The following is a 19,711-nucleotide window of genomic DNA, read 5'->3' on the forward strand; positions in this document are numbered from 1 at the left end:
GGTCAGGGCGGGGGACCGCGCTGGGTGCGGCGCCGCCGCATCGACTCGCTGAAGCCGGTGAGGATGACCGGCAGGATCACGCTCAGCCAGAAGTCCTTCCAGCCCCACACGCCGGCCGCGACGCCGAACGCGCTGCACAGGCACACCAGGATCAGCAGTAAGGCCGCCCAGTGCCGCCGGGCGAACCGCACCGGATCGACGAGCCGGCGGTGCGGCAGCAGGTCGGCCAGCGGACGTTCCCGGGCATGGGAGCGCTGCACGACCGTCGCGTCCGGCAGCCAGTGCACGACGTCGGCGCGCCCCGCGAGCGGGATCCGGGCGAGCGCGATCAGCGTCTCCAGCCGCCACCACAGCGTCCACAGCGACGTCCGCCCGCTGCCCGGGAAGCCGGGGCGGCTCGGCCCGCCGACCTCGCCGCGCACCAGCGTCCCGAACGCGCGCGCGACGGCGGTTCCGTTCGGGCCGCGCGGGTCCCGCAGCAGCGCGGCGAGCGCGATCGGCAGCCCGTGGTGCCAGAGCGCCAGCCGCCACACCGGCTTCGGCCCGGTGCCCTGCGCGGTGACGCCGTCCGGTGAGACGTCGTAGGTCTCGATCCAGGTGTGCTCGTCGTCCGGGTCGAGGTTGGCCAGGAGCCAGTCGTAGGCGTCCAGCAGCCGCTCGGACCGCAGGTCCGGACGCGCCTCAGCCAGCGTCACCAGCGCGAACGCGGTGTGGGTGACGGTCGGCGTGGACGCCTGCGTCGGCCCCCAGGCGGGGCGGTGCGCGGTCCGGTCCGCGGTCAGCCACTCCACGCCCCGGTCGACCGCCGGGTCGTAGGGGTTGAGCTGGCTGAGCGCGCGGAGCGCCAGGCATGTCAGCCACACCCGGGACGGGCAGCCGAGCAGCGAGCCCCAGCCGCCGTCCGGGTTCTGGTTGCGCAGCAGCCACTGGTAGGCGCGCCGCAGGTCGGGGGCGTCCTCGCGGAGGTCGCAGCGGGCGCGGGCCAGGAACCGCGCGATCCAGCCGGTCGCCTCCACCACCGGCATGCCGAGGCTGGTCTTGGTGGCCCAGCCGCCGTCGCGGAGCTCGTCCTGGGAGCTCGTCTGGCGGGCGGCGAGGAAGGCCAGGCCGTCGTCGAAGTGCTCGAACGGGCGGCCCGCCTCCACGAACGCCAGCAGGCCGAGAGCCGTCGCGGTCGTGCCGGGCTCGGGCCGCGTCAGCTCGTGGTACCAGCCGCCGCCGGCGCCGAGCGCGGGCGCGTAGGCGTCGCGCAGGACGTCCAGCGACTCGTTCAGCCGGGTCTCCAGCACCGCCATGTCGATGACGGCCGCGTCCTCGTCGGGACGGGACGCACCGCGCCGCAGCCGCGGTCCGGGCCGTGGCATGTCGGCGGGCGGGTCGGCGCGCGGCGCCGGAGCGGGGAGTCGGGGTGTCTGGTTCACGATGGGGCCTTCTCCTTCTTTTGTGCCCGCAAAGTCGATCCCTGTACCCCTCGCGTCTGATGTCGCTATCCGTGGCCGTACACAACCCTGGCGACGACGATCGCCCGCGCGGGCGCCGGGCACGCTGGAGAGGCGAGCGATTCCCCGCGACCCCGTGAAGCCTGGAGGAGGCTTGGCCGATCCGACGGCGTGGACCGCGCCCGTCCACGACTGCGTCCTGTGCCCGCCCCTGCGATTCCGGTTCAACGGCATGGCCGACCTGCCGGGGGAGTCCGGCGTCATCGCCCGCGACGCCGACTTCCTCCTGATGCCGGACGTGGCGCCACTCGCCGAGGGGCACATCCTGCTGGTGACCCGCGAACACCATCCGTGCGCCGCCGCGTTCGGCCCGGCGCTGTGGGAACGCGCCCTGCGATGGCGTGACCGCGTCGCCCGCCTCTACGACCGTGCCTACGGGACGCGCGAGCTACTGCTGTTCGAGCACGGCCCGGCGCGCTCCCAAGGCGGCGGCGCGTGCATCGACCACGCCCATTGGCACTTCCTCCCCGGAACACCCGGCGTGCGGGCGATCGTGGAGGAACGCGGCTTCCCCGGCGCACCCGCCGACCACGCCGCATTGCGCGCGTACCTGAGCACCGGCCGCTCCTACCTTCTCGTCGAGGAGGACGGTGTCGCGACCGTCCATCCCGGTGACGGGGTCCGGAGCCAGTTCCTGCGCTGGGCGGTCACGGCCGCCGGGCAGAACGGGACATGGCGCTGGCAGGAGACGTTCGGGCTGCCGGCCAGCAGGCGCCGCTTCCTGCGCACCCTTCAGGCACTGCGCGGGGCGACGTCCGCCGCACCGGACGCCGACGCCCCACCCGACAGCCACCAGTAGAGTTCGGCCGCCGCCAGCCGATCACCGAACCCGGCGCGCTCCACGCCGGCCCCGTAACCGGTCGGGTACTCCATCAGCAGCCCGTCCCGCCGGTAGGCGAGCGCGTGCTCCAGCGACGTGTCGCCGAAGCGAAGCAGCCACAGCGGACGGCCCGGCACCGCCCGGTCCAGGACCGGGAGCAGCTCCCGCACCCCGTGCGCCCCGTGTGCCGATGCCGCGCTCCCGAGCAGCCGCGCCAGCGTGGGCGCCTCGGAGATCACGAGGTCCGCCAGCGCCAGCATCGGCACGATCTCCTCCGCCGGGAGCCGCGCGTCGGCGTCGTGCGGGACGAGGTCGAACGCCACCCTCGTCCCCGCGTCGCGGGCGATCCGCGCCGCCGTGCGCAGCGCCTCCCCCGACACCGGGGACAGCAGCGAGTACCCGTCGGTGACCAGCACGTCCGCGGCCTCGATCCCGGCCGCGGCCGAGCGGACCTCCGCCGCGGTCAATCGGCGCCCCGGCGGCTCCTCCTGGACGACCAGCAGCCGCACGCCCTTTCCCGCGCCAGCCCCCGCCGCCGGTGCCGGACGGTCGCGCAGCATCACCGAGACCCCGTTCGGGACGCCCGGCTCGACGCGCAGATGGTCGTCGGCCCCGATCCGCAGCAGCTCCCGGCGGATCGCCGGCGTGAAGTCGTCGTCGCCGACCTTGCCCAGCACGCCCACCCGGCGGAAGTAGCGCGTCGCGCACCGGGCGAGGTTGACCGCCGTCCCGGCGACGATCGCCCGCGCCGGCGCGTAGGTGAGCCGGTCGGCGTGCACGTCCGCGAACCGGATGTCCGGCAGCGTCGCGCGGACCTCGATCCCCACGTCCCCGATGACGAACATGTCGAAGCGGCGCTCGGCCACGCCGTCCAGGCCGGGCCGATCCGCCGGTGAGCGAGACGAGGCCATGCGTTCGGCGGTCACCCGGGCGCGAGCAGGAACGCCCGCATCACCGGACGCAGGCTCGGGATCAGGTCGTAGGCGCTCACCTCGGGCAGCGGCACCCAGGCGCAGCCGTCCAGATGGTCGCCGGTCTCCTGGTTCTCCAGGGTGGCGTCGAGCGTCACCGGCCTGCACCGCCGCGCCGCCGCGACCACACGTATCTGGCCACCGCCGGGCGCCGAGCGGTCGGGCATGAACCACTGCCACAGGTGGAACGGCGGGCCGGGATCGACCTTGAGTCCGACCTCCTCCCACACCTCCCGGCGGATGTGGTCGTCCAGGTCCAGATCGTCCTCCACCTCCAGCCGCCCGCCGGGCACCTCCCAGCGGCCGGGATGGAACGGGTCGGACGCCGACTTGCGGACGAGCAGCAGCCGTCCTCCGGAGACGATGAACGCCTTCTGGGCGAACGCCAGGCCGATCGGTGGCAGGGCGGTGAGGGGGCCGGCCGCGCCGGCCTCGACCGAGGGCATCGCGGGAACTACCTCCCTTGGTGCCGGCCCCACCGGGCGCCGAGCGGAGCTCGTCCGTTGAACGGCGGCGGGCGGGGGCTGGAAGACGTGCCGTCTTCGCTTCACGGTAACAAGCCGCGGCCGGGATGCCGAGAGGCCCGCCGGGCCCAAACAGCCCGTCCGGCCCGCCGCGCCCGGGAATGGGACGGGCGCCTCTCCCGTTGATGAAGGTGGCGTACCTCACGCAGGCCTCACCAGAACGGTCCCCGGAGGACACCCCTGGGCCTGGCGCACTAGCTCCCTCCAGGTGGTATTCTTTGTGGCCGACCGGCCCTGCGCGCGCGACCATAAGGGAAGCACGCGCCGGGCGCACAAGCGGAGGCCACCTCCCACCTGACCGGCCTGGAAGGCCGGTGGGTTCTCGGTCCGGCGAACGGGCGCATCCGCGTCCGCTGTCGCCGTCGCCCCTGAGCGGCTCCACCGTCCAGGGCGACCGAAGGTGGCCCCGTACGTGAGTCGTGCGGGGCTTTTCTCGTGGAAGCCTTGGGGTACGACCGGTCCAGCGAACGTGAGAAAGGCCCCAAGGAGGTCCCATCAGCGCCGAACCGCGTATCAACGACCGCATTCGCGTGCCCGAGGTCCGTCTCGTCGGCCCGAACGGCGAACAGGTGGGCATCGTGCCCATCGCCAAGGCCCTTGAAATCGCGCGTGAGTCGGATCTCGACCTCGTCGAGGTGGCGCCCACCGCGCGCCCGCCCGTCGCCAGGCTCATGGACTACGGCAAGTTCAAGTACGAGTCCGCGATGAAGGCCCGGGAAGCGCGGAAGAACCAGGCGCACACGGTCATCAAGGAGATCAAGCTCCGGCCGAAGATCGACCCGCACGACTACGAGACCAAGAAGGGTCACGTGGTGCGGTTCCTGAAGGCCGGGGACAAGGTGAAGGTCACGATCATGTTCCGCGGTCGTGAGCAGTCCCGTCCCGAGCTCGGGTACCGGTTGCTGCAGCGGCTCGCCGACGACGTCGAGGAGCTCGGCTTCGTCGAGTCGCGGCCCAAGCAGGACGGCCGGAACATGATCATGGTGATCGGTCCGCACAAGAAGAAGACCGCCCGCGGGCAGGAGACCGAAGCCGGCACCGCCTGAGGGTCGCAGGGACCGGCGCGCGGTCCGCGACGAGCCACGCGAGCCACGCCGGCTCCGCGGCCTCGGGGCGGTCCCACCTCCGCGTCCTCGCGCAGAGCGGGGTCGCGGCGCACGTACATTGAAGCCTGACCTGGCGCGTCCACGGACACGGAGCGGACGGACCCGTGCGGTGCGCCGATCAGGTGCGCCCCCGTGCCGTCCGCACGGGGGCCGGGACAAAGGGAGACGACGGCGACCATGCCGAAGACCAAGACTCACAGCGGTGCCAAGAAGCGCTTCAAGCTGACCGGCTCCGGCAAGGTGATGCGCCGCCGCGCCAACAAGAACCACCTGCTCGAGCACAAGCCGTCCAAGCGGACCAGGCGGCTCAGCGGCCCGGCCGTGGTGGCCGACGCCGACGCCAAGAACATCAAGAAGCTGCTGCGCAAGTAGCACTCGACCAGGAACGTCAACGACCGGCCGAGGCCCGACGGCCCCGGCCCCCACGAAGGAGTTCAGCACGTGGCACGCGTGAAGCGGGCGGTCAACGCCGCCAAGAAGCGTCGGGTCGTCCTGGAGCGGTCGAGCGGCTACCGCGGTCAGCGTTCGCGCCTGTACCGCAAGGCCAAGGAGCAGCAGCTCCACTCGATGACCTACGCGTTCCGGGACCGCAAGGACCGTAAGGGCCAGTTCCGCCGGCTGTGGATCCAGCGGATCAACGCCGCGGCCCGCGCCAACGGCATCACCTACAACCGGTTCATCCAGGGCCTGAAGGCCGCGGACGTCGAGGTCGACCGGCGCATGCTCGCCGAGCTCGCCGTCAACGACGCGCCCGCGTTCGCCGCCCTGGTCCAGGTCGCCAAGGACGCGCTCCCCGCCGAGGGAAGCACGGAGGCCGCCTGATCCGGGTCTCCCGGACACGGGCGGGCGGAGCGATATGGCGGGCCGCGAGCTGACCTCCCTGCGATCACCGAGGGTGAAGGCCGCTCGCCGGCTCGCCAAACGCGCCTTCCGGCGCCGCGAGAACCGGTTCCTCGCCGAGGGGCCGCAGGCGGTGCGGGAGGCGCTGGAGATCCCCGGCGGCCTCGCCGAGCTGTTCACCACGGCCGAGGCCGAGGCCCGCCACCCCGAGCTGGTCCTCGCCGCGGAGCGCGCGGGCGCGCCGGTGCTGCGCGTCAGCGGCGAGATCATGGCCGAGCTCGCGCAGACCGTCACCCCGCAGGGGCTGCTGGCGGTCTGCGAGTTCGTGGACGTGCCGCTGGGCAAGGCGCTGGAGCCGAACCCGCGGCTGGTGACCGTCCTCGCGCACGTACGCGACCCCGGCAACGCGGGCACGGTACTGCGCACCGCCGACGCCGCCGGGTCGGAGGCCGTCGTGTTCACCGACGCGTCCGTCGACCCCTACAACGGCAAGTGCGTGCGCGCCTCCGCGGGCAGCCTGTTCCACCTGCCGGTCGTCGTCGGCCCGCGGTTCGACGAGCTCATCCCCGAGCTGAAGGCCGGCGGGCTCACCGTCCTCGCCGCGGACGGCGCGGGCGGCCGCACCCTCGACGACGCGATCGACGACGGCCTCCTCGTGAACCCCACCGCCTGGGTGTTCGGGAACGAGGCGTGGGGCCTGCCCGAGGAGATCCTCCGGCATGTGGACGAGGTCGTCCGGGTCCCGATCCACGGGCGCGCCGAGAGCCTGAACCTGGCGACGGCCGCGGCCGTATGCCTTTACGCGTCGGCCCGCGCCCAGCGCGGCTCCCAGGGCGGCTCCCAGGGCGGTGCCCGGCGCGGGACGTGACGGACGGCACGTGCCGCCGGTCACACGGGTCCTGTGCGATCCGTGATCGGATGGCCGCAAGCGGTCGCCTGGAGCGCCGCCCTCCGGTGGGTGAGCTGCGAAGATGGTCTGCACGCTGACACCGGGCCGGGGGGCCGGGCGAGGCGGCGGGCTCGTCCGCAGGTAGGAGCCGGAAAGGGGCCGGGCGATGGATCCGCCCAGGTAGTTCCGGTGCTTACGGTGTTGATCAGTGCGTTGACCAGGTACGGCGACGATGCCGTGCAGAGTGGGGGCGAAGTGATGAGCGAGGACATCAGGCCGGCCAGGAGGGCGGGCCGGCGCGGACCGGAGGTGAGGTGCCGCACGGCCCGGGCCCCCGGCCCGCCGCACGAGGCCCCGCCGCCGCTCACCGTTCCCGACACGGGCGCCGTGGGCGAACTGGAGGTCGAGGTCGCGATGGTGCGCGGCGAGTCCGCCGTCGTCGTGGTGACCGGCGAGATCGACCTGCGCACCGCCGACACGCTCTGCGCGCGGCTCGTCGAGGCGCGCGGCGAGGGCCCGCGCCGGCTGGTGGTCGACTTCGCCGCCGTCGAGTTCTGCGACGCGGCCGGGCTCGGCGCCCTGGTCGCCGCGCGCAACCGGATCATGGTGTCGGGCGGGGAGATCTCGCTGGCCCGGGTCCGCCCGGCCCAGCTGCGGCTGCTGCGCATCACGGGGCTGGACCGCCTGTTCGCCGTCCACCCGGACGTGGCCGCCGCACTTGCCGAGCACGACTCGTCCACCACCTCCAGATGATCTCCGCCGCCACCGCCGGCACCGGCCCTGGTGAGAGGGCGTTCCAGGGCCGCCGCAACCGTGCCCGAGGGCCACACATGCCTTGCCGCCGGGCGGTTTCCGGGTCCCGCAACACGCCCGACTGCGGCTAGAGTCTCTTCTCGACAGGCCGCGTTCCCTTCGGTGTTCTGGAGGCCGCTGTGGGCGGAGAGGAACCCCCTCGCGTGGCCTCGCGCGCGCCCGCAAAAGGTTCCGGGTCCGTGCCGGTTCCGGGTGGTGTGTCAGATATGGGCGCTGTGCCGCCCGACGACCTGCCCGACGGCCTGATCGTCGCCGGCCGCGACGCCCGCGTGGTGGTGTTCAACGCCGCCGCCGCGCGGATGACCGGGGTCGCCGCCGCGTCCGCCATGGGCCGCGACTTCCGCGACGTCCTGCCGCTGCACGACGCCGAGGGCCGCGACTGGTGGAAGTGCCTGGCCCCTTACGAAGGCCTGTCCACCCGCACCCGGCACCCCGAGCGCGTGCTGTTCCTGCCCGGCGGCACCGAGGTGCTGGTGACCGCCGCGTACCGGCGCGACCGCAACGGCCGTGTGGAGCGGTTCACGGTGTGCCTGCGCGACGCGCTGCAGCGCGCCCGCCGCGAACGCGACCGCGCCGACCTCGTCTCCACCGTCGCCCATGAGCTGCGGTCCCCGCTGACCAGCGTCAAGGGGTTCACCGCGACGCTGCTGGCCAAGTGGCACCGCTTCAACGACGACCAGAAGCGCGTGATGCTGGAGACCGTCAACGCCGACGCCGACCGCGTCACCCGGCTGATCACCGAGCTGCTGGACGTGTCCCGCATCGAGGCCGGCCGGCTGGAGATGCACCGCCAGGTCGTCGACATCCCCGAGGAGGTCCGCAAGGTCATCGCGGGCCGGGTCGCGGCCGGTGATCCGGAGGACCGCTTCAGGTTCGAGGCCCGCGGCGAGCTGCCGGAGATGTGGCTCGACCCCGACAAGATGGACCAGATCCTCGGTAACCTGGTCGAAAATGCGGTGCGCCACGGGGCGGGAACCGTCACCATCGTGGTGGAGCCGGACGCGCACAAGGAGGGAGCGGCCGTGTCGGTGCGCGACGAGGGCGAGGGCATACCGCCCGAGGCCGTCCCGCGCGTCTTCCGGCAGTTCTGGCGCGGCCCCGGCGGCAACCGCCGCGGCGGCACCGGCCTCGGGCTCTACATCGTCAAGGGGCTCGTCGAGGCGCACGGCGGCGTGATCACCGTGCGGCGGGCGCCCGGCGGCGGCGCCGAGTTCCGATTTACCGTGCCCGCAGGGGCCCCCGACTACGCCACCTGAGCCCGGCGCACGCGCCGGGAAGGCCGGTCACCAGGGGTCCCGACAGGGCCAGCGCGATTCGCGCACGCTTTCCGGATCTTCACCGCCCGCGCACTAGACTGCGGGCGTCCCACGCCGACCGGAGTCGATCACACAGCCATGTCTGCACCCAACAAGTCCTACGATCCCGTCGAGGTGTCCGCGTTGCAGCCGGAAGAGCTCGAACGGGCCCGCGACGAGGCCCTCGCGGCCATCGCCGCCGCGGCCGATCTCGACGACCTGAAGCAGGTCCGCCTGGCCCACGCCGGCGACCGCTCGCCGCTGGCCCTCGCCAACCGCGAGATCGGCGCGCTGCCGCCCGCGGCCCGCGCCGACGCCGGCAAGCGCATCGGCGCCGCCCGCGGCGCCGTCGCCCAGGCGCTCAAGGAGCGCCAGGGCGAGCTGGAGGACGAGCGCGACCAGCGCGTCCTCGTCGAGGAGACCGTCGACGTCACGCTGCCGTGGGACCGCGCCCCGCGCGGCGCCCGCCACCCGCTGACCACCATGCAGGAACGGATGGCCGACGTCTTCGTCTCGCTCGGCTTCGAGGTGTCCGAGGGCCCCGAGGTCGAGGCGGAGTGGTTCAACTTCGACGCCCTGAACTTCCTGCCCGACCACCCCGCCCGCACGATGCAGGACACCTTCTTCGTCGAGTCGGAGGGGTCCGGCCTGGTGATGCGGACGCACACCTCGCCGATGCAGATCCGGTCGCTGCTGTCGCGCGAGCTGCCGGTGTACGTGGTCGCGCCGGGACGCACGTTCCGCACCGACGAGCTGGACGCCACGCACAGCCCCGTCTTCCACCAGCTGGAGGGGCTCGCCGTCGACGAGGGCCTCACGATGGCCGATCTGCGCGGCGGCATCGACGCGTTCGTGTCCGGCATGTTCGGCGAGGGGCTGAAGACGCGGTTCCGGCCGTCGTTCTTCCCGTTCACCGAGCCGTCCGGCGAGGTCGACATGCAGTGCTTCGTGTGCCGCGGCGCGTCCGCGGAGCCGGGCGGCGCCCCGTGCCGGACGTGCGCCTCGGAGGGCTGGATCGAGCTCGGCGGCTGCGGCATGGTCAACCCGCGGGTGCTGGTCGCCTGCGGTGTCGACCCGGACCGCTACAGCGGCTGGGCGTTCGGGCTCGGCGTCGACCGGGCGCTGATGTTCCGGCACGGCGTGGAGGACATGTACGACATGGTGGAGGGCGACGTCCGGTTCACCCTCCCGTTCGGGATGGAGATCTGATGCGGGCCCCGCTTTCCTGGGTGCGCGAGTACGCCGAGCTTCCCGCCGGTGTCACGGGCCGCGCGCTGGCCGCCGAGCTGATCGCGGCGGGCCTGGAGGTCGAGACCGTCGAGCAGGCCGGTGCCGACATCACCGGCCCGCTCGTCGTCGGCGAGGTCCTCGCGATCGAGGAGCTCACCGAGTTCAAGAAGCCGATCCGCTACTGCCAGGTGAACGTCGGCAAGGCCAACGGCACCGGCGAGCCGCAGAACATCATCTGCGGCGCGACGAACTTCGCCGTCGGCGACCACGTGGTCGTGATCCTGCCCGGCGGCGTGCTGCCCGGCGGGTTCGAGATCGGCGCCCGCAAGACCTACGGCCGGGTGTCGGAGGGCATGATCTGCTCGGTCACCGAGCTGGGCATCGGCGACGACCACAGCGGCATCCTCGTCCTGCCGCCGGACACGCCCGTCGGCGTCGACGCCATCGAGCTGCTCGGGCTGCGCGACGACGTCCTCGACATCGCCGTCACGCCCGACCGCGGCTACGCCCTGTCGATCCGCGGCATCGCCCGCGAGGCCGCCACCGCCTACGGCGTCCCGTTCAAGGACCCCGCCCAGGTCGATCTGCCGCCGAAGAACGGGGAGTCGTATCCGGCGAGCATCGGCGACCCGACCGCGTGCGACCGGTTCGTGCTGCGCGAGGTGCGCGGCTTCGACCCGGACGCGCAGACCCCGATGTGGATGCGGGTCCGCCTGCACCGCGCCGGGATGCGCCCGGTGTCGCTGGCCGTCGACATCACCAACTACCTGATGCTGGAGCTCGGGCAGCCGCTGCACGCGTTCGACCGGGGCAAGCTCACCGGCCCGATCGTGGTGCGCCGCGCCGCCCCCGGCGAGAAGCTGGAGACGCTCGACCACGTCAGGCGGACCCTCGACCCCGAGGACATCCTCATCACCGACGAGTCGGGCCCGATCTCCATGGCGGGCACGATGGGCGGGCTCGCCACCGAGATCGACGAGCGGTCCTCCGACATGGTCATCGAGGCCGCGCACTTCGACGACATCGGCACCGCGCGGATGAGCCGCCGGCACCGGCTGCACAGCGAGGCGTCCTACCGGTTCGAGCGCGGCGTCGACCGCGAGCTGCCGCTGTACGCCTCCTACCGGGCGGTGCGGATGCTCGCCGAGCTCGGCGGCGCGGAGGTCATGCCCGGCGTCACGCACGCCGAGGCGCCGGTCGAGCCGGTCACGGTCACCATCACCGCCGACCACCCGGACCGGGTCGCGGGCGTGACCTACGGACGCGACACGGTCGTGAAGCGGCTGGAGCAGGTCGGCTGCACGGTCGAGGGCCCTGCTTCTGGTACGGCGGACGTTCTGACGGTGACGCCGCCGTCATGGCGTCCCGACCTCACCGACCCGAACGACCTCGCCGAGGAGGTCATCCGGCTTGAGGGCTACGAGGACATCCCGGCGCGGCCCCCGCACCCGGTCAAGGGGAAGGGGCTGACCGTCCGGCAGCGGATGCGCCGCCGTGTCGGCCGCGCGCTGGCGGGCGCCGGGTACGTCGAGGCGCTGGCGTTCCCGTTCGTCGCCGAGAAGGACTGGGACGCCCTGCACCTCCCCTCCGACGACCCCAGGCGGCGGACGCTGCGGCTGGCGAACCCGATGTCGGAGGAGGAGCCGCTGCTGCGGACCACGCTGCTGCCCGGCCTGCTCAGGGTCCTGGCGCTGAACGTGGGACGCGGCCACGGCGACGTCGCCCTGTTCGAGATGGGCGTGGTGTTCCGGCCGCACCCGGACGCGCCGAAGCGGGCGCCGCGCCTCGCGGTCGACCGGGGCCCGACGGCCGACGAGCTGGCCGCGCTCCAGGCGGCGCTGCCCGACCAGCCGCACCGGGTCGCGGTCGTGCTGTCCGGCGACCGGGAGCCGTCCGGCTGGTGGGGCGGGGGTCGCCCGGCGCTCTGGGCGGACGCGATCGAGGCCGCCCGCACCGTGGCGCGCGAGGTCGGCGTGGAGCTGACGGTGAAGGCCGACCAGCACGCGCCGTGGCATCCGGGCCGCTGCGCCGCGCTCTACGTCGGTGACACGCTCGTCGGGCACGCGGGCGAGCTGCATCCGCGCGTCACGAAGGCGTACGGGGTGCCGGCGCGGTCGTGCGCGATGGAGCTGGAGCTGCGCCGCCTCGGCGACCCGGTGACGGTCCGCGCGCCGCACGTGTCGAGCTACCCCGTCGCGACGCAGGACGTGGCGCTGATCGTCGACGACTCGGTGCCCGCCGCCGAGGTGGAGGCGGCGCTGCGCGAGGGCGCGGGGGAGCTGCTGGAGGCGATCCGGCTGTTCGACGTCTACACCGGCGAGCAGGTGGGGGAGGGGCGCAAGTCGCTGGCGTACGCGCTGCGGTTCCGCGCCCCGGACCGGACGCTCACCGCCGAGGAGACGTCACGGGCCCGCGACGGCGCGGTCGCGTCCGCGGCCGAGCGGACCGGCGCCGTCCTGCGCGGCGTCTGACAGGCGAAACCGGACGCGCGCCCTGGGGACGATGACCCCGGGGGCGCGCGTTCGCGTGTCAGCCCGCGTAGTCGAGGCTCCCGTCGCGGCGCCCGACGGACACGAGGCGCTCCATCGACAGCGCCGCCACCGCGTACCAGCACGCCCCGACCAGCGCTTCGAGCCCGATCAGGCCCATGATGCGGCCGGGGGACGCGCCGTCCAGGATCGCGCGGATCGCTTCCAGGCCGTGCACTACGGGCAGCGCGTGCGCCGCGACGCGCAGCGGGTCGGGCCACACGCCGATCGGGACGTTCACGCCCCCGAACGTCATCACGATCCCGTAGGCGAAGTTCAGCACCAGCCACTCGACGCCGCGCAGCCGCAGCGCCAGTCCCGCCAGCGCGCACCCGTACCCGTAGCTGCTGACGATGACGAGCACGATCACCGGGATCGCGTACGCGGCGCGCGGCCACGGCAGCGGGACGCCGAGCAGCGGCGGCAGCGCGAACCACGCGACGAGCGAGCTGGTCAGCCCGGTCGCCGTCCACTGCAGCCCGCGGCCCAGATAGACGGGCAGGTGCCCGGACGGCGCGATCGCCAGCAGCGGCAGCGTCCCCATCGCCCGCTCCCCGGCCAGCGAGATCACCACGATCGTGGACTCCATGCACGCCAGCACCACGATGTTGCCGATCAGCACGTACCGCATGGTCTGCTCGTCGCCGACGTAGCTGCCGAGCAGGGCGTAGAACGTCGCCTGGCACAGCAGGCGGACGAGCCACCCGAACGTCCATGTCCGCCACGTGTAGACGGCGCCCAGCTCAGCGAACCCCAGGATCAGCGACTCCCGGACGATCCGCAGCACGCCCCTCATGCGAACCCCACCGTCCCCTTGCGGCGGGCCTGGTCGACGTACCGGCGCGTCAGCCACAGCCCGGCCGCCATCGCCGCCGTGCCCAGCCCGAGGATCGCCGCGACCGGCCACGCCCAGCCGTGCGCGTCACCGCGGGCGGCGTCGCGCAGCAGCTCCGCGCTCCACGACAGGAACACCAGGCGGCTGAACGGGTGCAGCCAGCCGGGCAGCACGGCCACCGGGACCAGGATGCCGCCGAGGATGTAGAACGGGTAGCCGAGCGAGTTCTGGAGCACCTCGTGGGCCCGCGACATGACGAACACCGCCGAGATGAGGGTCGCGGTCCCGACGGTCGCCAGGCAGGTCGCCGCGACCGCGACCGCGAACGGCACCGGGTCGGCGACCGTCACCACCTCCCCGAAGGCGAGCGCCGCGACCAGCCACGACTCCGCGAACGCCGCCGCGCCGACCAGCACGACCGTCGCGACCCGCCCGGCGACGACCTGGCCCAGCGGGGCGGGCGCCGCGATCATCGGGGCGAACCGCCCGGCCCAGCGGTCCTCGGTGACGACGCGTCCGGCGTAGTCGAGCGCCGCCACCCACAGCCCGATCAGGCCCGGCGCCAGGACGGCGTTCACGACGGCGTCCGGCCGGTCCTCCGTGACCACCAGCGCCAGCATCGTCGTCGTCTGCATGGGCGCGATCAGCAGGATCAGGGCGTGCTCCGGTCTCCGCCGCGACAGCGCGACCTGCAGCAGCACCGCCCGCCACAGCACGCGCAGCGTGGCCCGCGCGCCGCTCATACGCGCATCCCCCGGTCGCCGACCGCGCGCAGGTAGACCTCTTCGAGCGTCGGACGGCCGCGCCGCGCGCTGAGCACGTCCCGGTCCACCAGCCAGGCGAGGACGCGGCGGGTGCCGTCCCGGTCGGCGGTGTGGACGCGCCACCGTCCGGGCGCGCCGTCGCGCCGCTCCACCTCGGTCACGCCGGGCAGCGCGGCCACGGCCTCCGCGAGCGCCGGGTCCGGGTCGGCGTAGTCGACGCATTCGCGGTCGCCGAGGAACCGCCCGGCCTTCGCGGGCTCGCCGGTCAGCAGCATCCGGCCGCGGTCGATCAGCGTGACCCGGTCGCACAGCGCCGTCGCCTCGTCCATGTCGTGGGTGGCGAGCAGGAACGTGCGCCCCTCGTCGCGCAGTTCGAGGACGAGCCGCCGGAACGCGGCGGCCGCGACCGGGTCGAGCCCGGAGGTCGGCTCGTCGAGGAACAGCAGCCGCGGCTCGTGGAGCAGCCCGCGCGCCAGGTGGAGCCGCTGCCGCATGCCGCGCGAGAACCCCTCGACGGGGTCGTCGGCCCGGTCGGCGAGGCCCACCCGCTCCAGCAGCGCGCCGGAGCGGTCCCGGACCGTGCGGGCGTCGAGCTTGTAGAGCGCGCCCCAGAACAGCAGGTTCCGGCGCGCGGTCAGCCGGTCGTAGAGGCCCCGGTCGCCGCCGAGGACGAGCCCGACCAGCGACCGGACGTCCCGCGTCGCGGACACGACGTCATGGCCGAGGACCCGCGCCGATCCGGCGGACGGCAGCAGCACCGTGGAGAGGATCTTGACGAGGGTGGTCTTCCCGGCGCCGTTCGGGCCGAGCAGCCCGTGGATCTCGTTCTGGCCGATGGTCAGGGACAGGTCGTCCAGCGCGACGACGTCGTCCCGGCGCCTGCGCGTGTAGACGCGGCGCAGGCCGGAGGTGCGGACGGCGGCTTCCATGCCACCACCGTCCAGGTAAGGCACGCCGCGCGGCCATAAGGCGGCGGCTTATGAAGGCCGCTCGGCGGCTAAGCCAGGCCGCGGTCGCGGGCCGCCGCGGCGGCCTCGCCGCGCGAGGAGACAGCGAGCTTCGCGAGGATGCGCGAGACGTGGACGCTCGCGGTCTTCGGCGAGATGAACAGCTCCTCGGCGATCTCCCGGTTGGAGCGGCCGCGCGCCAGCAGCCGCAGCACCTCCGACTCGCGGGCGGTCAGCGGCCCGCCGTCCGGGCCGGCCAGGCCCGCGCGCCGGGCGCGCTCGGAGATCCGCCGGGCCAGCGGCGCGGCGCCGAGCCGCGCGGCGATCCCGGCGGCCCGGTCGAGGCGGTTTCCGGCGGACGCGCGGTCCCCGGCGGACAGGTCGGCGCACGCGCCATGGAACAGCGCCCGCGCCAGCGGATACGGCTGCTCCATCCCCTCCCACGCGGCGATCACGGTGTCCCACGCGGCGGGACCGCCGGTCAGCGCGGCCACGGTCGCCGCGTGCGCCCGCGCCACGGGCGTCGCGGCGGGCAGCCCCGCGGCCAGCGCCGCGATCTCGGTCAGCCGGGGGCCGCCGGCGTGCGCGGCGGCCTCCAGCAGCGGCCACAGATGGCAGGGCTGCACGGTCAGCCGCGGATGGCGCAGGACGGCGTCCACCGCCGCACGCGCGGCCGGCCGGTCGTCCTCCGCCAGCCGCCACTCGATGATCATCTGGGCGAGCGGCAGCGTCGTCTGCGGGAACCCGGCGTCCAGCGGGACCGCGAGCGCCTCCGGATCGGGCTCGGGACCGTGCCCACGGGCGGCGAGCAGCGCGATCCGCCAGATCATCATCTGCACCCGGAAAGCAGGCGCGTGATGCCGGTCCAGGCGTTCCTGGAGTGTTCCGGCGGCCTCGTCCCAGCGGCCGAGCCGGTACAGGGCCTCGACGTGGTTGACGGCCGGCGGGAGACCCGCGCCGTGCGCCAGCCCGGCGTCCTCCGCGACGGCGAGCCCCTCCGCCGTCAGCGCCAGCGCGCTCTCCGCACGGCCCAGGTTCAGATGGCAGTGCGCCAGCGTGTTCAGCACGGGGACGAGCTCCCGCGGGCCGGGACGAGCGTGCCGGAGCCGTTCCAGCGCCGCGGGATCGCCGTCCCCGTCCCGCGCCGCGGCCGCGGCGGCGGTGATCTCCAGATGGGGTACGGCCGGGTGGTCGCCGGACGCGCGGGCGAGCCGCAGCCCTTCGCGGGCGAGGCGTTCGCCCTCGTCCATCTCGCCGTAGACGAGCAGCCGGCCGCTCAGCCGCGCGAGGACGGGCACGCGGACCGGGCCCGTGGCGAGCCGCTCGGCCGCCCACAGGTCGTCCAGCTCGTCCTCCGCGCCCGCGAAGGCGCGCATCATCGCCCGGACCGTCAGCCGCCACGCGGTCCGGCCCGGGTCGGCCTCGCGGCCGGTCTCGTCCAGCGCCCGCTGGATGAGCGGCAGGCCCCGTTCCGGGTCGCCGATGGAGCCCGCGGCCTCCGCCGCCGCCTCCAGCACCTGGTCACGGGGCAGGCCGGTGAGGGAGGCGGCATCGGGCACCAGGTCCCACAGGCCGAGGACGCGTTCCAGCAGCGACAGCTGCTCGGCGTAGGCGGCGGCCGCGTGCCGCTCCCAGGCGGCCCGCCACGCGGCGGCCAGGGCCTGGGCGTGGTCGCCGCAGCCCTGCCAGTGGACGGCGAGCGCGCTCGCGGGCGCGTCGCTCAGCTCCGGTGACTTCTCGATGGTCTCGGCGTACCGGCGGTGCAGGGCGGCGCGCTCGCCGGGCAGCAGGTCCGCCAGGACGGCCTCGCGGATGAGCGCGTGCCGGAACGCGTAGCCGTGGCCGTCCGCGACCAGCAGCCCGTGGTCGGCGGCGGGGCGCAGCGCCTCGCTCAGCCCGGGATCGGACAGGCCGGACACGGCCGCGAGAAGGTCGTGCCCGACCCGGTCGCCCGCCGCGCTCGCCGCCCGCAGCACGGCGCGCGCGGGGGCGGGGAGCCGGTGGACGCGGGCGAGCAGCAGCTCGCGCAGGGACCCGGGCACCGCCGGGCCGGGGTTCGCGACCAGCGCCTCCACGAACAGCGGGTTGCCGCCGCCGCGCGCGTGCACGTCCCGCACCACGGCCGGGTCGGCGGCGCCGAGGATGCCGCGGACCTGGTCGGCGACCTCGGTCCGGGTGAGCGGCGGCAGGTCCAGCCGGGTCACGTGGGGAAGGCGGGCGAGATCGGCGAACAGCGGGCGGGTGCCGGGCTCCTCCGGACGGAAGGTCACCACCGGCAGAACTCTCGCCCGTGGCGGGTTCCGGAACAGGAACGACAGCAGGTCCCGGGTGGAGCGGTCGGCCCAGTGCGCGTCCTCCACCACCAGCGTGACCGGGTCGTCCGCGCCGAGCCGCTCGACCAGCGCCAGGACGTGCTCGAACAGCCGCATCTGCCCGGTGCCGTCGTCCGGCGGGGGCGTGGCGGCGGTGAGGCCCGGCATCAGCCGCGCCAGCTCGGGCAGGGCCGCCGCGGGCATCAGCGCGGTGACCGTGTCCCGCCCGGCTTGCCGCAGGATCGCGGTGAACGGCGCGTACGGCAGGCTCGCCGCGCCGAGATCGAGGCAGGCGCCGGTCAGCGTGCGGGCGCCCCGCGCGAACTCGGCGACGAGGCGCGTCTTGCCGCGGCCCGCCTCGCCGCCGACGAGCACGGCGGCGGGCTCGCCCTCGCAGGCGCGCGCGTGCGCGGCACGTAACGCGGCGAGCTCGGCGGCCCGCCCGGCGAACACGGGACTGACGGCTTCCACCGGCCCAGCATGTCGCATTTGTATCGCGAAGGGACATCGAGTATCCTCAACGCCGTCACATCGCCGCCCGGCAGGGGAGTCCATTGAGGATCTGAGGTCCGACACCGCGCACAGGCCGTCCATCGGCCCGCGCACGTGACCTCAGTACGGACTTCCGGCTCGCCGGGCTTTTCCATGCCCGCCGGCGCGTCGCGCGTTCCGCGGTGTCTCCATGCGTCCCGCACCTGCTCGTCACCATGGAGGCCGCCTCATGCCTTTCGCCATCGTCTGCTCGGACCTGACGTTCACCTGGCCGGACGGCACCCCCGTCCTGGACGGCCTGGACGCCGCGTTCGGCACCGGCCGGACGGGCCTGATCGGCGTCAACGGCTCCGGCAAGTCCACCCTGCTGAAGATCATCGCGGGTGAGCTGGCGCCCGCGTCCGGCACCGTCGCCGCCGAGGGGGAGATCGGCTACCTGCCGCAGAACCTCGTCCTGGACGACGCCGCGACCGTCGCGGACCTGCTCGGCATCGCCCGGGCCCGCGCCGCGCTGCACGCCATCGAGCGCGGCGAGGCCACCGAGGAGAACTTCGCCGCCGTCGGGGACGACTGGGACGTCGAGGAACGCGCCCGCGCCGAACTCGACCGGCTCGGCCTCGGCCATCTGGACCTCGACCGGACCGTCCGGACGCTGTCCGGCGGCGAGGCCGTGATGGTCGCCCTCGCCGCGCGGTTCCTCGCCCGCCCCGACGTCCTGCTGCTGGACGAGCCGACCAACAACCTCGACCTGGACGCCCGCCACCGCCTGTACGACGCGGTCGCGTCCTGGACGGGCGTGCTCGTCGTCGTCAGCCACGACCGGGAACTCCTCGACCGGGTCGACGAGATCGCCGACCTGCGCGACGGCGCCGTCCGGACGTTCGGCGGGAACCTGTCCGCCTACGAGGAGCTGCTCGCGGTCGAGCAGGAGGCCGCCGAGCGGACGGTCCGCGCCGCCGAGACCGACGTCCGGCGCCAGAAACGGGACCTGCGGGATGCGCACGTCAAGCTGGCCCGCCGCAAGCGCTACGGCGCCAAGATGGAGGCGAGCAAGCGCGAACCGAAGATCGTGATGGGGGAGCGCAAGCGGCAGGCGCAGGTCTCGGCGGGCAAGCACCGCATCATGCACGAGGAGCGCCTCGCCGGCGCCCGCGACCGGCTCAGCGAGGCCGAGGACGCGCTCCGCGACGACGCCGAGATCCGCGTCAGGCTGCCCGCCACCCGCGTCCCCGCCGGACGGACCGTCGCGACCGTGACGGGCCTCACCGCGCCCGAACCGGAGGTCGGCACGCTGGCCGAGCTGATCGTCCAGGGCCCGGAGCGGATCGCGCTGACCGGCCCGAACGGCGCGGGCAAGACCACGTTCCTGCGGACGATGCTGGGCGAGCGCGTCCCCGAGGGAGTCGCGGTTGGCGTCGCCGTGGACGGCGTCCGGTACCTGCCGCAGCGCCTCGACGTCCTCGACGACGACCTCACCGTCATCGACAACGTCCGCCTGCGGGCGCCGTCGGCGAAACCGTCCGAGATCAGGGCCGGGCTGGCACGGTTCCTGTTCCGCGGCGCGCGCGCCGAACAGCCCGCCGGGACGCTCTCGGGCGGCGAGCGCTTCCGCGCCGTCCTCGCGTCGCTGCTGCTCGCCGAGCCCGCCCCGCAGCTGCTCCTGCTGGACGAGCCGACGAACAACCTCGACATGGCGAGCGCCGCCCAGCTGGCCCAGGCCCTGGCCGCCTACCAGGGCGCCCTGATCGTGGTCAGCCACGACGTCCCGTTCCTGCGGACGCTCGGCCTGACCCGCTGGCTGCGCATGGACCGCGCCACCGGGCTCACCGAGATCGAGCCGCCGTGA

General features: G+C 74.3%; 17 protein-coding genes. 10 read left to right on the forward strand and 7 right to left on the reverse strand.

The genetic code is table 11. From position 1 onward, the window contains the following. Window positions 1-2: 2 nt before the first annotated feature. Complete coding sequence (locus ACH34S_RS39905) at window positions 3-1,421, reverse strand: prenyltransferase/squalene oxidase repeat-containing protein (protein WP_395958127.1); 1,419 nt, start codon at window positions 1,419-1,421, stop codon at window positions 3-5. 172 nt (window positions 1,422-1,593) lie between these two features. Here ACH34S_RS39905 and ACH34S_RS39910 point away from each other — a divergent pair, with 172 nt between their 5' ends. Beyond that, window positions 1,594-2,298 carry an HIT family protein gene (locus tag ACH34S_RS39910; RefSeq protein ID WP_395958128.1) on the forward strand — a complete coding sequence of 235 codons (705 nt, stop codon included), beginning with the start codon at window positions 1,594-1,596 and terminating at the stop codon, window positions 2,296-2,298. Here the strand turns inward: ACH34S_RS39910 and ACH34S_RS39915 are convergent. Both ACH34S_RS39915 and ACH34S_RS39920 read right to left on the reverse strand, forming a co-directional pair. Then, a complete protein-coding gene (locus ACH34S_RS39915) occupies window positions 2,232-3,230 on the reverse strand; it encodes a carbohydrate kinase family protein (RefSeq protein ID WP_395958129.1) in 999 nt (332 codons plus the stop codon). The genes ACH34S_RS39910 and ACH34S_RS39915 overlap by 67 nt on opposite strands. An 11-nt stretch (window positions 3,231-3,241) precedes the next feature. Further along, window positions 3,242-3,736 carry an NUDIX domain-containing protein gene (locus ACH34S_RS39920; protein ID WP_165964394.1) on the reverse strand — a complete coding sequence of 165 codons (495 nt, stop codon included), beginning with the start codon at window positions 3,734-3,736 and terminating at the stop codon, window positions 3,242-3,244. Between the two features lie 572 nt (window positions 3,737-4,308). On the opposite strand from ACH34S_RS39920, the gene infC reads away from it, so the two are divergent. The 8 genes from infC to pheT all read left to right on the forward strand — a co-directional run bounded on the left by infC (window position 4,309) and on the right by pheT (window position 12,458). Next, the gene (gene infC, locus ACH34S_RS39925) at window positions 4,309-4,860 is read left to right on the forward strand and encodes a translation initiation factor IF-3 (protein ID WP_205717825.1); all 552 of its coding nucleotides are present in this window, start codon (window positions 4,309-4,311) and stop codon (window positions 4,858-4,860) included. Window positions 4,861-5,097: 237 nt separating this feature from the next. Next, entirely contained in the window at window positions 5,098-5,292 is a 195-nt protein-coding gene (rpmI, locus tag ACH34S_RS39930) for a 50S ribosomal protein L35 (protein WP_176405689.1), read from the forward strand. Window positions 5,293-5,361: 69 nt separating this feature from the next. Then, entirely contained in the window at window positions 5,362-5,742 is a 381-nt protein-coding gene (gene rplT / locus ACH34S_RS39935) for a 50S ribosomal protein L20 (RefSeq protein ID WP_395958130.1), read from the forward strand. A 34-nt stretch (window positions 5,743-5,776) separates the two neighbouring features. After that, window positions 5,777-6,628, forward strand: coding sequence for a TrmH family RNA methyltransferase (locus ACH34S_RS39940; protein ID WP_395958131.1), 852 nt, complete (start codon window positions 5,777-5,779; stop codon window positions 6,626-6,628). A gap of 279 nt (window positions 6,629-6,907) precedes the next feature. Further along, window positions 6,908-7,402 (forward strand): STAS domain-containing protein, encoded by a 495-nt coding sequence (locus tag ACH34S_RS39945; protein WP_395958132.1) that lies wholly within the window; start codon window positions 6,908-6,910, stop codon window positions 7,400-7,402. A 266-nt stretch (window positions 7,403-7,668) separates the two neighbouring features. After that, window positions 7,669-8,718: an ATP-binding protein gene (locus ACH34S_RS39950; RefSeq protein WP_395958133.1), complete on the forward strand. Its 1,050-nt coding sequence runs from the start codon at window positions 7,669-7,671 to the stop codon at window positions 8,716-8,718. Between the two features lie 138 nt (window positions 8,719-8,856). Then, the gene (gene pheS, locus ACH34S_RS39955; protein WP_395958134.1) at window positions 8,857-9,966 is read left to right on the forward strand and encodes a phenylalanine--tRNA ligase subunit alpha; all 1,110 of its coding nucleotides are present in this window, start codon (window positions 8,857-8,859) and stop codon (window positions 9,964-9,966) included. Next, window positions 9,966-12,458, forward strand: coding sequence for a phenylalanine--tRNA ligase subunit beta (gene pheT / locus ACH34S_RS39960; protein ID WP_395958135.1), 2,493 nt, complete (start codon window positions 9,966-9,968; stop codon window positions 12,456-12,458). Before pheS ends, pheT begins: the two co-directional genes overlap by 1 nt. Window positions 12,459-12,516: 58 nt before the next feature. Here pheT and ACH34S_RS39965 read toward each other — a convergent pair whose 3' ends face one another. The 4 genes from ACH34S_RS39965 to ACH34S_RS39980 form a co-directional block, all read right to left on the reverse strand. Continuing rightward, window positions 12,517-13,311: an ABC transporter permease gene (locus ACH34S_RS39965; protein ID WP_395958136.1), complete on the reverse strand. Its 795-nt coding sequence runs from the start codon at window positions 13,309-13,311 to the stop codon at window positions 12,517-12,519. Then, complete coding sequence (locus ACH34S_RS39970) at window positions 13,308-14,093, reverse strand: ABC transporter permease (RefSeq protein ID WP_395958137.1); 786 nt, start codon at window positions 14,091-14,093, stop codon at window positions 13,308-13,310. Before ACH34S_RS39970 ends, ACH34S_RS39965 begins: the two co-directional genes overlap by 4 nt. Continuing rightward, window positions 14,090-15,043 carry an ATP-binding cassette domain-containing protein gene (locus ACH34S_RS39975; RefSeq protein ID WP_395958138.1) on the reverse strand — a complete coding sequence of 318 codons (954 nt, stop codon included), beginning with the start codon at window positions 15,041-15,043 and terminating at the stop codon, window positions 14,090-14,092. The genes ACH34S_RS39970 and ACH34S_RS39975 overlap by 4 nt, the downstream gene beginning before the upstream one ends. Window positions 15,044-15,111: 68 nt before the next feature. Then, window positions 15,112-17,844, reverse strand: coding sequence for an ATP-binding protein (locus tag ACH34S_RS39980; protein ID WP_395958139.1), 2,733 nt, complete (start codon window positions 17,842-17,844; stop codon window positions 15,112-15,114). Between the two features lie 250 nt (window positions 17,845-18,094). Between ACH34S_RS39980 and ACH34S_RS39985 the strand changes: the two genes are divergently transcribed. After that, window positions 18,095-19,711, forward strand: coding sequence for an ABC-F family ATP-binding cassette domain-containing protein (locus ACH34S_RS39985; protein ID WP_395958140.1), 1,617 nt, complete (start codon window positions 18,095-18,097; stop codon window positions 19,709-19,711).

The organism is Actinomadura sp. 3N508 (genome assembly GCF_044326375.1).
Taxonomy (GTDB): Bacteria; Actinomycetota; Actinomycetes; order Streptosporangiales; family Streptosporangiaceae; genus Spirillospora.

Coding starts and splice junctions, on each gene's coding strand:
- ACH34S_RS39915 (WP_395958129.1), bottom strand. CDS start 3,230: ATGGCCTCGTCTCGCTCACCGGCGGATCGGCCCGGCCTGGACGGCGTG.
- ACH34S_RS39920 (WP_165964394.1), bottom strand. CDS start 3,736: ATGCCCTCGGTCGAGGCCGGCGCGGCCGGCCCCCTCACCGCCCTGCCA.
- rpmI (WP_176405689.1), top strand. CDS start 5,098: ATGCCGAAGACCAAGACTCACAGCGGTGCCAAGAAGCGCTTCAAGCTG.
- ACH34S_RS39940 (WP_395958131.1), top strand. CDS start 5,777: ATGGCGGGCCGCGAGCTGACCTCCCTGCGATCACCGAGGGTGAAGGCC.
- ACH34S_RS39945 (WP_395958132.1), top strand. CDS start 6,908: ATGAGCGAGGACATCAGGCCGGCCAGGAGGGCGGGCCGGCGCGGACCG.
- ACH34S_RS39950 (WP_395958133.1), top strand. CDS start 7,669: ATGGGCGCTGTGCCGCCCGACGACCTGCCCGACGGCCTGATCGTCGCC.
- pheS (WP_395958134.1), top strand. CDS start 8,857: ATGTCTGCACCCAACAAGTCCTACGATCCCGTCGAGGTGTCCGCGTTG.
- pheT (WP_395958135.1), top strand. CDS start 9,966: ATGCGGGCCCCGCTTTCCTGGGTGCGCGAGTACGCCGAGCTTCCCGCC.
- ACH34S_RS39965 (WP_395958136.1), bottom strand. CDS start 13,311: ATGAGGGGCGTGCTGCGGATCGTCCGGGAGTCGCTGATCCTGGGGTTC.
- ACH34S_RS39970 (WP_395958137.1), bottom strand. CDS start 14,093: ATGAGCGGCGCGCGGGCCACGCTGCGCGTGCTGTGGCGGGCGGTGCTG.
- ACH34S_RS39975 (WP_395958138.1), bottom strand. CDS start 15,043: ATGGAAGCCGCCGTCCGCACCTCCGGCCTGCGCCGCGTCTACACGCGC.
- ACH34S_RS39985 (WP_395958140.1), top strand. CDS start 18,095: ATGCCTTTCGCCATCGTCTGCTCGGACCTGACGTTCACCTGGCCGGAC.